The sequence below is a fragment of the Desulfotignum balticum DSM 7044 genome (genome assembly GCF_000421285.1).
Classification (GTDB): Bacteria; Desulfobacterota; Desulfobacteria; order Desulfobacterales; family Desulfobacteraceae; genus Desulfotignum; species Desulfotignum balticum.
This window is the reverse complement of record NZ_ATWO01000001.1, coordinates 2,142,011-2,155,801: the sequence shown is the minus strand read 5'-3', so window position 1 is coordinate 2,155,801 and position 13,791 is coordinate 2,142,011. Positions and strand designations below refer to the sequence as shown.

At 51.0% G+C, this 13,791-nt stretch carries 12 protein-coding genes; 9 read left to right on the top strand and 3 right to left on the bottom strand.

The window, feature by feature from the left end:
- The first annotated feature begins 136 nt into the window (after window positions 1–136).
- Window positions 137–1,318, top strand: coding sequence for a protein GlmU (locus K365_RS0110850; protein WP_024334567.1), 1,182 nt, complete (start codon window positions 137–139; stop codon window positions 1,316–1,318).
- 22 nt (window positions 1,319–1,340) lie between these two features.
- On the top strand, window positions 1,341–2,678 hold the full coding sequence (gene glmM / locus K365_RS0110845) for a phosphoglucosamine mutase (RefSeq protein ID WP_024334566.1): 1,338 nt from the start codon (window positions 1,341–1,343) through the stop codon (window positions 2,676–2,678).
- 79 nt (window positions 2,679–2,757) lie between these two features.
- On the opposite strand, the gene K365_RS0110840 is transcribed toward glmM, so the two are convergent.
- On the bottom strand, window positions 2,758–3,459 hold the full coding sequence (locus K365_RS0110840; protein WP_006966551.1) for a Bax inhibitor-1/YccA family protein: 702 nt from the start codon (window positions 3,457–3,459) through the stop codon (window positions 2,758–2,760).
- A gap of 311 nt (window positions 3,460–3,770) precedes the next feature.
- Between K365_RS0110840 and xseA the strand changes: the two genes are divergently transcribed.
- From xseA to fusA, 6 genes are all read left to right on the top strand, one after another.
- Window positions 3,771–5,120, top strand: coding sequence for an exodeoxyribonuclease VII large subunit (xseA, locus tag K365_RS0110835; RefSeq protein ID WP_024334565.1), 1,350 nt, complete (start codon window positions 3,771–3,773; stop codon window positions 5,118–5,120).
- Window positions 5,101–5,325: an exodeoxyribonuclease VII small subunit gene (gene xseB / locus K365_RS0110830; RefSeq protein WP_006966547.1), complete on the top strand. Its 225-nt coding sequence runs from the start codon at window positions 5,101–5,103 to the stop codon at window positions 5,323–5,325. Before xseA ends, xseB begins: the two co-directional genes overlap by 20 nt.
- Window positions 5,318–6,265 (top strand): polyprenyl synthetase family protein, encoded by a 948-nt coding sequence (locus K365_RS0110825; RefSeq protein WP_024334564.1) that lies wholly within the window; start codon window positions 5,318–5,320, stop codon window positions 6,263–6,265. The genes xseB and K365_RS0110825 overlap by 8 nt, the downstream gene beginning before the upstream one ends.
- A gap of 99 nt (window positions 6,266–6,364) precedes the next feature.
- Window positions 6,365–8,245: a 1-deoxy-D-xylulose-5-phosphate synthase gene (gene dxs, locus K365_RS0110820; RefSeq protein WP_024334563.1), complete on the top strand. Its 1,881-nt coding sequence runs from the start codon at window positions 6,365–6,367 to the stop codon at window positions 8,243–8,245.
- Window positions 8,232–8,990 (top strand): TlyA family RNA methyltransferase, encoded by a 759-nt coding sequence (locus tag K365_RS0110815; RefSeq protein ID WP_024334562.1) that lies wholly within the window; start codon window positions 8,232–8,234, stop codon window positions 8,988–8,990. The genes dxs and K365_RS0110815 overlap by 14 nt, the downstream gene beginning before the upstream one ends.
- Before the next feature lie 76 nt (window positions 8,991–9,066).
- Window positions 9,067–11,139 (top strand): elongation factor G, encoded by a 2,073-nt coding sequence (gene fusA, locus K365_RS0110810; RefSeq protein WP_024334561.1) that lies wholly within the window; start codon window positions 9,067–9,069, stop codon window positions 11,137–11,139.
- A 102-nt stretch (window positions 11,140–11,241) separates the two neighbouring features.
- Here fusA and K365_RS29080 read toward each other — a convergent pair whose 3' ends face one another.
- Together K365_RS29080 and K365_RS0110805 are read right to left on the bottom strand one after the other, a co-directional pair.
- Window positions 11,242–11,373 carry a hypothetical protein gene (locus tag K365_RS29080; RefSeq protein ID WP_281167775.1) on the bottom strand — a complete coding sequence of 44 codons (132 nt, stop codon included), beginning with the start codon at window positions 11,371–11,373 and terminating at the stop codon, window positions 11,242–11,244.
- Window positions 11,374–11,377: 4 nt separating this feature from the next.
- Window positions 11,378–12,265: a phosphoribosylaminoimidazolesuccinocarboxamide synthase gene (locus K365_RS0110805; protein WP_006966538.1), complete on the bottom strand. Its 888-nt coding sequence runs from the start codon at window positions 12,263–12,265 to the stop codon at window positions 11,378–11,380.
- A 208-nt stretch (window positions 12,266–12,473) separates the two neighbouring features.
- Between K365_RS0110805 and K365_RS0110795 the strand changes: the two genes are divergently transcribed.
- Window positions 12,474–13,775, top strand: coding sequence for a TolC family protein (locus K365_RS0110795; protein WP_024334560.1), 1,302 nt, complete (start codon window positions 12,474–12,476; stop codon window positions 13,773–13,775).
- Window positions 13,776–13,791: the final 16 nt, after the last annotated feature.

The window sequence follows — 13,791 nt, the reverse complement described above, 5'->3', positions numbered from 1 at the left end:
AATGGTATCTGCCTGTCGGTGAATTGTAAATCAGTATTTTTTAGATATGTAAAAACAATGTGTAATAAGAAAATTTTGGCGTGAGAATCAATTATATATTGACAGGGGACTGTCCGGACGATTAATAGTGAATGCCATGAAATCGAATCATGAACCCATCAAGGAAAAACTGCGGGCCAAAGGGGTGGTCATGCCCAATCCGGAATCCGTTTATGTGGCCGATGATGTGGACATAGACCGGATTTCCGGCAATGACATTACCGTGTTTCCCGGATGCCGGATTACCGGTTCCCGGACATTGATTCTGCCCGGGACCCGCATCGGGTATGAAGCACCCGTGACCCTGGAAAACTGTCTGGTGGGAAAAAATGTCCGGCTCAACGGCGGATTTTTCCAGGAGGCCGTGTTTTTAGGGGATAATGTATTTGGATCCAATGCCCATGTGAGAACCGGCACCATTCTGGAGGAACAGGCATGTGCGGCCCATACTGTGGGGCTCAAACAGACCCTGTTGTTTCCGTTTGTCACTTTGGGCAGTTTGATCAATTTCTGTGACTGTTTCATGGCCGGCGGCACCAGCCGGAAAAATCACTCTGAAGTGGGATCTTCGTTTGTTCATTTCAATTACACACCCAACCAGGACAAAGCCACCCCGTCCATGATGGGCAATGTGCACCAGGGCGTGATGCTGGATCAGCCGCCTGTTTTTCTGGGCGGGCAGGGGGGACTGGTGGGGCCGGTGCGGATCGGATTCGGGTGCCTGACCGGGGCCGGATCCATTGTCAGAAAGGATGAGGAACGACCCAATTGGATGATTTTGGCCGGAAACACCCGGTCCGTGTCTTTGCCCAGACGGTCCGGTGTGCATCCCGGTGCGGTCCGGATCTTTAATCACAACATCAAATATCTGGCCGGTCTGGCCGCGCTCCATGCCTGGTATGTCCATGTGCGTCCCGTATTTGCCCGTGATCCCCTGTCCAGGGAACTGATATCAGGACTTCAAAAAACACTGGTTCAAAGTATGGGCGAACGGATTCGTCAGCTGGAAAAATTCTGTGATACATTAAAGACGTCCCACCCCCATGACCGGATTCTGGCAACCATGGAAACGGTGGGCCAATATATAGATCAGGTCCTGGATTCGCCAAAACTGTCTGCTTCCGGAGAAACCCTGGTGTCATGGCTGAATAACCAAATCACCCAACATGACACCGATTATATTACAGCGATTCAGAGTCTGCCCCGGGAAATCAAAACACAGGGGTCCCACTGGCTTTTGAACATAGAAACAACCTTGCTGGATCTTTTGACGGTCTGAAAAATTTTTAGGATAACTTTATATGACACGATTGTTTGGCACAGACGGCATCCGGGGTCGGGTCAACACCCCGCCCATGACCTGTGAAACCGCACTTAAAACCGGCCGGGCCGTGGCCCTGATGGCCCGGGATCTGGGACAACACCAGGTGGTGATCGGCAAAGACACCCGGATTTCCGGAGACATGCTGGCATCCGCGTTGGCTGCCGGTGTGGCATCCGCCGGTGTCACCGCATGCCTGGCCGGTGTGATTCCCACGCCCGGGGTGGCATTTCTGGCTGCTTCCATGGCACATGTCGGGGCCGGAGTGATGATTTCCGCTTCCCACAACCCGTTTTATGACAACGGTATAAAAATTTTTCAAAAAGGCGGCATCAAGCTGACCGATGACCAGGAAACGGTTCTGGAAGCAGCGATTCATGATCCTGAAGGGTCTTCAGAAGATACTGTCGGAAAAATTTTACATCTATCAGACAGTCTGGAAAGATATGCCCGGTTTCTGCTGGACCGGTTTCCCTTTAAAAAACTGTGTCCCCGCATCCGGGTTGTGGTGGATGCTTCCAACGGGGCCGCCAGTGATATCTGTCATCAGGTGTTCAATGATGCGTTGTTTGATGCCGTGTTTATCCATGATGAACCGGACGGGTTCAATATCAACAAAGATTGCGGATCCCAGCATGTTCAGGACCTTCAAAAACTAGTGACGACCCGGAAAGCGGATATCGGGATCGCTTTTGACGGGGACGCGGACCGGATGATCGCCGTGGATGAAACTGGCGGTATCATCACGGGGGACCGGATTCTGGCCATTTGTGCCGGACATGCCAAAAAAAAGAATCAGCTGCCAAACAACCGGGTGGTCAGCACGGTGATGAGCAATATCGGTCTGACCCGGGCCCTGAATGCGATGGGTATCACCCATATCCGGACCGGGGTAGGGGACCGTCAGGTCCTGGCTCAAATGCAGGAGACCGGCGCGGTGATGGGCGGGGAAGATTCCGGGCACATGATTTTTCTGGATGATCATACCACAGGAGACGGTCTGTTGTCAGCGCTGCGGTTGATAACGGTCATGGCGGAAACCGGCCGACCGTTGTCGGATCTGGCATCTGTGATGCAGGTGTTTCCCCAGGTATTGAAAAATGTAAAAGTGGATGCGTCCCGACCCGATTTTATGCAGATCCCCGGGATTTCCGAAGTTATTGAAGCCGTATCGTCCCGCCTAGGAGAAAACGGGCGGGTTCTGGTGCGGTACTCCGGCACCCAGCCGTTGCTGCGGGTCATGGTGGAGGGCCCGGACAAAGCGTTAACCCTGGCCGGATGCGACCAAATCTGCCAGGCCATTCACGCACATATCTAAAAAAAATCAGGGCCTGATATCTGCGGGGATATCAGGCCCTGATTTGTATGTTCAACAATATCGTCTGACCGTCAGGTTATTATTCTCTGGCAACACCCAAAAGATGCATCAGGTGGATGAACAAGCCCATGAAATCCAGATACAGGCTCAACGCACCCATGATTGCGCCTTTGCGGACCATGGCACCCGAAGCGTTGTCCGGAAGGGTGACCGCCATGTTTTTCAGTTTCTGGGTGTCATAAGCGGTCAGGCCGGTAAAAATCACCACGGCAATCATGGAAATAATGGTCTGCATCATGGTGGAGCCGATGAAAATGTTCACGACCATGGCAATGATAATGCCGATCAGTCCCATCATCAGAAACTGGGCCATGCCGGTGAGATCTTTTTTGGTCACCATGCCGTAGACACTGGCCGCACCAAAGGTGGCCGCACAGATGAAAAAGGTGGATACAATGGATGCTGACGTATAAATTAGAAAAATCGGGGTGAGTACGACCCCATAGGCCACAGTCAATGCCACATACAGACCCGTGGCCGTACTGGCCTGAATTTTTTGAATCCGTGCGGACAGAAACCCGCATAAAATAATGAGTCCGATAAACAGGACAATGGGCATCACCGGGTTCCCGTAAAACGCCTGAAGCAGCACAGGACTGCGGGAGACGAAAAAGGACGTGAACCCGGTTAAAACCAGTCCGATGGTCATCCAGTTGTAAACGCTCCGGATAAAGGTGTTCACCTTTACCATGGAAGTGGTTTGTGCAAATGTTGAATTCATGATTTCCTCCAAAAAAATTTTTCAGGTTAATAACATTTCGATTACACGCAATATAACATGAAAGGGGGGAATTTCAAGGTTATTGTTTGGTCATGTTGTCGATTTTGCAGGGGATCTCACAGATTTGAACAGGTACGCTCAAAACAGTGAAAAATATAAAAGTTAACATAATATATATTATCAGACACTGTATTAGATTGTGTAATTGAACATCCCGTACCTGGATCCGGGTCATGTCCGGAACCCGGTGTTGACTTTTCGTTTGGATTTATTCTATATATAAAGATTTGAATTTGCAGGAACAAATACCGATGCCGGACCATGAAACCACACATATATACTCGGTGTCACACTTGACCCGGGAAATAAAAACCTTGCTGGAGGAACAGTTCCCGTTTGTCTGGATCACCGGAGAAATATCCAACTGTGCCACACCGGCTTCCGGGCATTCCTATTTTTCTTTGAAAGATGATCAGGCAATGATCTCCGGGGTGATGTTTAAAAATCAGAAACGCAATTTGAAATTCGCGCTGGAAAGCGGACTGAAAATCATGGGCCTGGCCCGGGTATCCGTGTATGAGCCCCGGGGCACCTATCAATTGATCTTTGAACACATGGAACCCGAAGGTGCCGGATCCCTGCAAAAAGCCTTTGAGCAGCTGAAAAATAAACTGGGAGATGAAGGACTGTTTGATGCGGTCCATAAACAGCCGATTCCGCTGCTTCCCCGAAAAATATCCATTATTACCTCAGGCACGGGTGCGGCCGTAAGGGACATTATTCATGTGTCTGAGCGCCGGTTTCCGGAATGTCGACTTGAAATCCTCCCGGTTCCGGTTCAGGGTGAGTCGGCAATTGAACAGATTGTATGTGCAATTGAACTGGTCAATCAGCGGCAGCTGTCTGATGTGATCATTCTGGCCAGAGGGGGGGGATCTCTGGAAGATCTGGCGGCATTTAATTCCGAAGCCGTTGCCAGAGCCATTTTTACATCAAAAATTCCCATTGTTACCGGCATCGGTCATGAAACCGATTTTACCATTGCCGACTTTGTGGCGGATGTGAGGGCCCCTACCCCGTCCGCCGCCGCTGAACTGACAGTGCCTGAAAAAAAATATCTGAAACAGCAGATTGATGACATGCATTTGGACCTTTTATCCATCATGACCCGGATGATGACCTTTTATCATCAAAAAGTGGATGATCTGCACGGTCGGTTGAAAAGTCCGGTTCAGATCATGAATATGTTCAAACAAACCATGGTGTCTCTTTGCCTGCGGATGCAGCAGGCCCTGCAGCGCCGAATATTTCATGACAAAGACAAACTGGTCTGGATGGTTCAGGCATTGAAGGGAACGATTCCTGACATCCGGTTTTCCAGAAAACAGATGCTGGACCGGCATCATCAGCTGTTTCGAGCGATGGAACATTGCGTGATCCAGAAAAACAACCGGATCCAGCACACGGCCGCAACCCTGGCCGCCTTGAATCCGGCATCGGTGTTGAACCGGGGGTACAGCATTGCGCGAACCCTGCCGGATAAAAAAGTGATCCTGGATGCCGGGAAGGTGAATGTTCAGGATCCCATTGAAATAATTTTAGCCCAAGGACGTGTTTTGACACGTGTGGAGAAGACAATTCATGGCAAAGACCACATTTGAAACCGCATTAAAACAGTTGGAATCTATTGTAAAGGAAATGGAATCCGGTGATCTGGCTTTGGAACAGGCATTGAAAAAATATGAAACAGGCATTGAAAAGGTCCGGTACTGCATGGATATTCTTGACAGTACAGAGAAAAAAATTACCCAGCTGACCCGGGATCTGGATGGTTCCATCAAGGAAACACCCTTTGACCATGAGTGATACCGGATTTGATCTAACCGCTTTTTTGACAACACACCAGCAGCGGGTGAATGATTGCCTGGAACGTATGATGGCATGTTTTGACCCGGAAAAGGAACTGGTTCAGGCCATGCGCCATTCTCTGATGGCCGGGGGAAAGCGGCTGCGCCCGGTACTGGCCGTGGCGTCAGCCCGGGCCTGCGGCAAAGATGACCGCCTGGCTTTGCCGGCTGCCTGTGCGCTGGAGATGATCCATACCTATTCGTTGATTCATGATGATCTGCCGGCCATGGATGATGATGACCTGAGACGGGGAAAACCGACCTGCCATAAAAAATTTTCCGAACCCACGGCCATTCTGGCCGGCGATGCCCTGCTCACCCATGCCTTTTATATCCTGTGCCATCCTCAAGACCTGTTTGATCCCGTGCCTGAACCTGAGATTCTGCTGGAACTGGGCGGGCTTATTGCTTCTGCCGCCGGGGTCAACGGCATGGTTGAAGGACAGATGCTGGACATGCAGTCCGAATCCCTGGCAATCGATGTGGGGTCAGATGGCGGCAAAGGGAATAAAAAAGATCTGTTGACCCATCTTATACACATGCATGAATTGAAAACCGGGCAGATGATTGTGGCCAGTGTGACAGCCGGAGCCGTCAGCGTTGGATCGCCGCAGCAACGGATATCGGATCTGGCCGCTTACGGCACTTACCTGGGCCTGGCATTCCAGGTCATGGATGACATTTTGAACGTGGCAGGGGACCCTGAAAAAATGGGGAAAGCAGCCGGATCTGATCTGCAAAGAGACAAGTTGACTTTTCCGACCATCCTGGGACTGGAACAATCCAGGATTTATGCCGGACAATTGATTGATCAGGCCCTTGAGACCATTGACCGGTTTGACGACCAGGCCGACCCGCTTCGGGCCATCGCCCGGTATGTGATCACCCGGGATCGTTGAACCATGACAAAAAAAACGACCATTATAAGTGAACCTATTTTTGATACCCTTAATACCATACAGGATGATTCCAGGTATATTATGACGACAAACAACCCCATGGCGCTGCTCAACAGAATTCACGCCCCTGAAGACTTCAATCGTCTGACCCGGGATCAGCTGCCGGACCTTGCCCGGCAGATCCGGCAGCGGATCATTCAGGTGGTGTCTGAAAACGGCGGCCATCTGGCATCCAGCCTGGGGGCCGTGGAACTGACCCTGGCCATTCATTATGTGTTTGATCTGCCCAATGACACCCTGATCTGGGATGTGGGGCATCAGGCCTATGCCCACAAACTGATCACCGGCAGAAATTGGCAGTTCGACACCCTGCGTCAGTACAAAGGTATTTCCGGATTTTCCAAAATCAAGGAAAATCCGTGTGACGGTTTCACCGTGGGCCATTCCTCCACATCCATTTCAGCCGGACTGGGTATCAGTTGTGCCAAATATCTGAACCGGGATGATTCCCATGTGATTTCAGTGATCGGGGACGGATCCATGACCGCCGGGCTGGCCTATGAAGGAATGAACCAGGCCGGGGATCTCAAGCGGAAACTGATCGTGATCCTCAATGACAATGACATGTCCATTTCCCGCAATGTGGGGGCACTGTCCTCTTACCTGAGCCGGACTTTTTCCGCCAAATATCTTCAGACCCTGCGCAATCAGTTCGGTGCTTTTTTAAAGTCACTGCCCAAAATCGGGGAAGATATCTATCAGATCGCGAAACGGTCCGAAGAATCCTTTAAAACATTTGTCACCCCGGGCATGCTGTTTGAGGCCTTTAATTTTGATTATTTCGGTCCCATCAACGGTCATAACCTGGATCATCTCATTGACATCCTGGACAATATCAAAAACACGGCCGATTCTCCCGTGCTGCTCCATGTGACCACGGTCAAGGGCAAAGGATATGCACCGGCGGAAAAAAATCCCGTGTATTTCCACGGGGTGGGGTCTTTTGCCGTGGACACGGGAAAAGCCAACGGATCCGCTGCCAAAGTGCCCACCTATACCCAGGTGTTCGGAGACCAGATGGTCAAGCTGGGAGACACCCATCCCGAACTGGTGGCCGTGACCGCTGCCATGCCCGAAGGCACCGGATTGATGGATTTTTGTAACCGTTTTCCGGACCGGTTTTTTGATGTGGGCATTGCCGAGCAGCATGCCGTGACCTTTTCCGCCGGCCTGGCCGTCAAGGGAATCCGGCCGGTGGTGACCATTTATTCCACCTTTCTCCAGCGGGCCTATGACCAGATACTTCATGATGTGTGCATCGATGCCCACCCCGTGGTGTTCGCCCTGGACCGGGGCGGAATTGTGGGGGAAGACGGCCCCACCCATCACGGCCTGTTTGATTTCGCCTATCTGCGGTCCATGCCCAACATGACGGTGATGGCGCCCATGGATGAGAACGAACTGGCCCGGATGCTGACAACTGCGGTGCAGCATGACGGACCCATTGCCCTGCGCTATCCCCGGGGCCGGGGGACGGGCGTTCCCGTGGCAGAACCTGTCAAGCCCCTGGAGATCGGAAAAGCCAAAGTCTTGTGTGACGGCGACGATCTGCTGATCATCGCCATCGGCACGGGTGTGCAGCAGGCCTTGAAAGCCCGGGAAATTCTGGCAACTGAAGGCATTTTTGCCACTGTGATCAATGCCCGGTTTGTCAAGCCGCTGGATCAGACATTGCTGCTGGCCAAAGCGGCCGGGCTCAAACGCATCATCACGGTGGAAGAACATGTTCTGGCCGGCGGATTCGGATCTGCGGTCCTGGAACTGTTCATGGACCACGGACTGACGGATCTGCATGTCAAGCGTATCGGTATTGATGATTGTTTTGTGGAACACGGTCCCCAGGCAGTCTTGAAAAAAGAATACCGGATTGACGCAAATGCCGTGGCAGCCGCAGCAAGGGAGCTGCATGGCAGCAGATAGAAAAATCGATCGAATCCGCCTGGACCAGCTGCTGGTGGACAAGGAGCTGGTGGGCTCCAGAACCCGGGCCAGGGCCGTGATCATGGCCGGAAAGGTTCTGGTGAATGATCAGCCGTGTGACAAACCCGGATCCCGGGTGGATTCCCGGGCTGACATCCGCTTGAAAATCCCGGATCATCCCTATGTCAGCCGGGGGGGACTGAAACTGGAAAAAGCGTTGACCACATTTTCTGTGGATGTCACAGACAACGTCTGTCTGGATATCGGGGCATCCACGGGTGGGTTCACCGACTGCCTGCTCCGGTTCGGGGCCAGGCAGGTATATGCCGTGGATGTGGGGTATGGACAACTGGCCTGGTCTTTGCGCAGTGATACCCGGGTGACTGTCATTGAACGCACCAATATCCGGTACATGCCATGGGAAACCATCGGCCGGCCGGTGGACCTGGTGGTGGCGGACACATCGTTTATCTCTTTGAAAACCGTGATCCCGGCGGCGGAGAAATTCATGGGGGATGACACCCGGGTGATTGCCCTGATCAAACCCCAGTTTGAAGCAGGAAAACAACATATCGGCAAGGGGGGTGTTGTCAAGGATTTGAAAATCAAGGAACAGGTGGTGGCGGATATCTCACAGTTCTTTTCAGACCGGGGATATGCGGTGCAGGGTGTGGTCCCCTCCCCTGTTCCGGGACCGAAAGGAAATACCGAATTTTTGATTTCCTTGATTTTCCAAATGCATTGAAAAAAACACTGTTATTTTTATTTAAATTTTATTATTTAAATGAGGACTTTTTTATTAATCGTATAAAGGAGCAGTAATGAGCGAAGACATCAAAACCATGAGAAATGTGGCTTTTGCAGGCCATGGAGGTGCGGGCAAGACAACTCTTGCTGAGGCTATGCTTTTCAAACTGGGCATGACCACCCGGCTGGGCAAGGTGGAAGAAGGCAACACGGTCATGGATTTTCAGCCCGAAGAAATCAAAAAACAGCAGAGCATCAACACCTCTTTTATCAAATACACCCACAACAAACACATTGTTACATTGATGGATACCCCGGGTGATCAGAATTTTTTCTCATCGGCCAAAACCTGTTTTCCTGTGGCCGATGCCATGGTCTTTGTCATTGACGGTGTGGGGGGGCCTTCCGCCATGACCGAAGAGGCGGCAGCCTCAGCTCTGGAATACAATTTGCCCGGACTGGTCATTGTCAACAAACTGGATCGGGAACGATCTGATTTTGCCACCTGTCTGGATGCCTGCAACGTTTCGTTGAAAAAGAAAATCATTCCTATCTGTTATCCCATCGGCTCGGAAGCCGGATTCAAGGGACTGGTCAACATTATCACCAACAAAGCGTATGAATATGATGCCGACGGCAAAGCCACTCAGATCGATATTCCTTCGGATATGGCTGATGATATGGCTGTTGTCAAAGAAGAGTTCATAGAAAATATCGCGGAACTCAATGATGACCTTTTGGAAAAATACCTGGAAGGTGAGGAACTGTCTGAAGAAGAAATCAAAACCGCTTTCCGGAAAGGGGTTTCCGATGCCCAGTTCTATCCCGCCATTTGTACCTCAGCCGTGAAAATGATCGGCATCGACATTGTACTGGATTTCATCAATACCTATATGCCCTCTCCCCTGGACCGAGGCGACTGGATCGCCAAAGACAGTGACGGACAGGATGTTACAGTGTCTCCGGATCCGGATGCGGAATTCTGCGGAGTTGTTTTCAATACCATAGTGGATCCTTATGCCGGGCGTCTGTCCCTGTTCCGGGTTATTTCCGGCACCCTGGGCAAAGAAGGCAATTTTCTGAATGTGACCAAAGATACCAAGGAGCGGTATTCCCAGCTGCTGGAAATCGCGGGCAAAGAGCAGAAAACCATTACATCGGCGGTGCCTGGGTCCATTGTGGCAGTGGCCAAGCTGAAATCCACTTTAACCGGCGATACCCTGACCGGGGGAAAACAGATTCAGATTCCGGCCCCGGCCCCCATGCCGCCGGTCATTTCCTTTGCCATTTCTCCCAAATCCAAAAACGATGAAGACAAGATCCACGAGGCCATTCGAAAAATTCTTCAGGAAGACTCGGGTCTTGAACTCAAGCGGGATGAAGAAACCCGGCAGACCATTCTGTCCGGCAGAGGCCTGGTACACATCGAAGTGACTGCGGACAAAATTTTGCGCAAATTCAATGTGGCCATGGATATCAACACGCCCAAGGTGGCATATCGGGAAACGTTCAAGAAAAAAATCCGGGTCCAGGGAAAACACAAGAAACAATCGGGTGGTCATGGTCAGTACGGGGATTGCTGGATTGTTCTGGAGCCGCTGCCCCGGGGGACCGGTTATGAGTTTGTGGACAAAATCGTGGGCGGTGTGATTCCCAGAAATTATATCCCCGCAGTCGAAGCCGGTATCAGAGAAAGTTCCAAATACGGGATTCTGGCAGGTTTCCCCTGTGTGGATTTCCGCACCACCCTGGATTTTGGATCTTATCACTCGGTGGACTCTTCGGAAATGGCCTTTAAAACAGCCGGTTCCATTGCGTTCAAAGCAGCGGCCAAAGATGCCAAACCCGTACTGCTGGAACCGATCATGAAGGTATCGGTCAAAGTGCCGGATGCCAACACCGGTGATATCATGGGGGATCTCAACTCCCGCCGGGGCCGGGTGCTGGGCATGGATTCCGAAGATGACAAACAGATTATCAATGCACTGGTCCCCATGTCGGAAATGCTCAGATATGCCCCGGATTTGAGTTCCATGACCGGTGGCCGGGGAACGTTCACCATGGAATTCGCCCAGTATGACGAAGTACCGTCTGATCTGGCCCAGAAAATCATTGATCAGGTCAATGCAGAAAAAGAAACCAGCTGATTTGATCCTGTTTATGTGAATCTGCCCCAAAAAATCAGGGGCTTGAATACGTCGGGGAAACGATCCGGTAAAAGATTGTTTCCCCGATGTTATTTTAAACCATCAGAACAGGTTTGGATTCAACCGGCAGTGCGACACCGCAGCCGGGTCCAGCAGATGGCCCAGCTCCCCTTTTCCCCCGGCTTCGGTACAATTGGATGCGTAGCGGTTATCGGCCAGACAGTTTGAACGCAAACAATTAGAGCCGGTCACCGGTTAATCTCGCGTAGATGTCTTTGTAGGTTTGTGCCGTATTTTCAATGACTTCTTTGGGCAGTTTGGGGCCCGGCGGTGTTTTGTCCCATCCGGAATTGACCAGCCAGTCCCGGACGGTCTGTTTGTCAAAACTTTTCTGGCTGCGTCCCGGGGCATAGTCGTCCAGGGGCCAGAACCGGGAGGAATCCGGTGTGAGCACCTCGTCAATGAGAATGATTTCACCGTCCAGCACACCGAATTCAAATTTGGTGTCTGCAATGATAATGCCTTTCTCCAGGGCCATGGATGCCCCTTTGTTGTAAATTTCCAGGCTCAGATCCCTGATTTTTTCAGCGGTTTCCTTACCCAGAATATCCACGGTCTGTTCAAAGGAGATGTTGATATCATGATCCCCGACTTCCGCCTTGGTGGACGGGGTATACAAAGGGGTTGACAGTTTATCCGATTCTTTGAGACCTTGGGGCAGCTGAATGCCGCATACATGTCCCGTGGTCTGATATCCATGCCATCCGGATCCGGTGATGTAGCCTCTGACAATACATTCCACCGGCAAAGGGTCTGCTTTTTTCACCAGCATGCTGCGTTTGTCCAAGACGTCTTTGTAGGGAAGACAGGGAGCGGGATAGGCGTTCACATCCGTGGTCACCAGATGGTTTCCCACCAGATCCGCCATTTTTTCAAACCAGAACACACTGATCTGGTTCAGCACCTTGCCCTTGTCCGGAATGGGATCCGGCAGGACCACGTCAAAAGCGGACAGCCGGTCCGTGGTGACCAGCAGCAGCATATCTCCGAAATCAAAAATATCCCTGACCTTGCCCTGGCGCTTTAATGGCAGGTCTTTGAATTGTGTTTCAGGGATGACCGTCATATCCAATCTCCTTAAATTTTTATTCATCACAAGGTTCAATTTTTCAAAAAATCATTTATATCATGGATTGTTTTTTTTTTCCATCACACATAAACCAAAATTTATTTCCATGCCCGGGGATCGCTTGACGTATGTCTGTGTTCATATTATTGTAAACTAAATTTTTTTCTGGGATCCAGAAGGTTGCTGCACAATTGTAAGGAGCTTTATGAAAATACACGGGTTGATCGTGTTTGTCTGCCTGGCAATGGCTGTTTATAAGCCTGTGTCTGCCGGAGAAACAGCGCATTATACGTTAAATGATCTATGCCGGGCCGCCAATGAGAATGCGGAACAAATCAAAATTGCTGAACAGGATGTGATGATCGCCCGTCAGGAAAAACAGCGGGCCAGATCGGTTTTGATTCCCCGGGCCACTGCATTCGGCAGCTATACCCGGTACAAGGATACCAACGTGGTTTCTCCGAACACGGCATCGGCCGGTATCCGGCTTAACCAGTCCTTTACGCTGAACGGCAGGGAACTGATTGCCTATGACGTGGCCAAAAAAGGCATTGAAACCAATGCCTATACCCTGGAGGCCCTTCGGTCATCTTATCTGCTTGAAGTGGCTTTGGCGTATTTTGACGCGCTGGAGGCCAAACGCATGCTGGAAATCGCCCAGGCGGATGTTGAGCGGTTACAGACCCACAAACAGGCGGTTGAAGAAAAACTGCGGGTCGGCAGTGTTACCAGAACGGATCTTTTCCGGGCGGAAGCGGAATTGTCCCGGGCAAAATCAGACCGGGAGACAGCACAAAACAGTGTGGTTCAAACCAGGGCGTATATTGTCCGGATCACTGGGATTGACACAAAATTTTCCATTTCCGAAACCGATATCCAGGCCAGAGACCCAATCGAAACGTCTCTTGCGCAGATCCAGTCCCAGGCGCTGGCAAACCGGTTTGAGATCAAGTCTGCTCAGAAAAACCTGGAAATCACCGACCAGACCATCCAATATGAAAAAGGAGAATACTGGCCTCAACTGAATTTGGAAACCGGATACCGAAAATCAGATGTTTCCTATGGCAGTTCCATTATTGGCATGAACACAGGCTCCAGTAATGAAGAAGCCTATGCCCTGGCGGAACTTCAATTCACCTTGTTTGACGGCGGGTTGAGAAGGGCTCAGATCCGACAGGCCGAAGCAAAGCGAAATCAGGCCGACCAGATGTTGAACCAGGCCCGAAACGATATTATACTGGAATCCAGGGTGGCATTTTCCGAGTATGAAACCGCCCAAAAAACGTTGATCAACCTGGCGGATGAACTGACATCTGCCCGGGAAAATTATCAGGCCGTTCAGATGCAGTACCAGTACGGCATGGCGGATATCGTTGATATGATGGATGCAAACACCCTTTTGGTACAATCCGAACGCCGGATATCCAATGCCCGGTACGCCCTGTATCAGACCATGTACCGGTTGTTTTATACCCAGGGAATGTTGCCGGCCCACGTACTTGAATGAATAATCTTAAATAATC

Excerpts from the sequence above, each read along its gene's own strand:
- K365_RS0110850 (WP_024334567.1), top strand. The coding sequence starts at position 137 with ATGAAATCGAATCATGAACCCATCAAGGAAAAACTGCGGGCCAAAGGG.
- glmM (WP_024334566.1), top strand. The coding sequence starts at position 1,341 with ATGACACGATTGTTTGGCACAGACGGCATCCGGGGTCGGGTCAACACC.
- K365_RS0110840 (WP_006966551.1), bottom strand. The coding sequence starts at position 3,459 with ATGAATTCAACATTTGCACAAACCACTTCCATGGTAAAGGTGAACACC.
- xseA (WP_024334565.1), top strand. The coding sequence starts at position 3,771 with ATGCCGGACCATGAAACCACACATATATACTCGGTGTCACACTTGACC.
- xseB (WP_006966547.1), top strand. The coding sequence starts at position 5,101 with ATGGCAAAGACCACATTTGAAACCGCATTAAAACAGTTGGAATCTATT.
- K365_RS0110825 (WP_024334564.1), top strand. The coding sequence starts at position 5,318 with ATGAGTGATACCGGATTTGATCTAACCGCTTTTTTGACAACACACCAG.
- dxs (WP_024334563.1), top strand. The coding sequence starts at position 6,365 with ATGGCGCTGCTCAACAGAATTCACGCCCCTGAAGACTTCAATCGTCTG.
- K365_RS0110815 (WP_024334562.1), top strand. The coding sequence starts at position 8,232 with ATGGCAGCAGATAGAAAAATCGATCGAATCCGCCTGGACCAGCTGCTG.
- fusA (WP_024334561.1), top strand. The coding sequence starts at position 9,067 with ATGAGCGAAGACATCAAAACCATGAGAAATGTGGCTTTTGCAGGCCAT.
- K365_RS0110805 (WP_006966538.1), bottom strand. The coding sequence starts at position 12,265 with ATGACGGTCATCCCTGAAACACAATTCAAAGACCTGCCATTAAAGCGC.
- K365_RS0110795 (WP_024334560.1), top strand. The coding sequence starts at position 12,474 with ATGAAAATACACGGGTTGATCGTGTTTGTCTGCCTGGCAATGGCTGTT.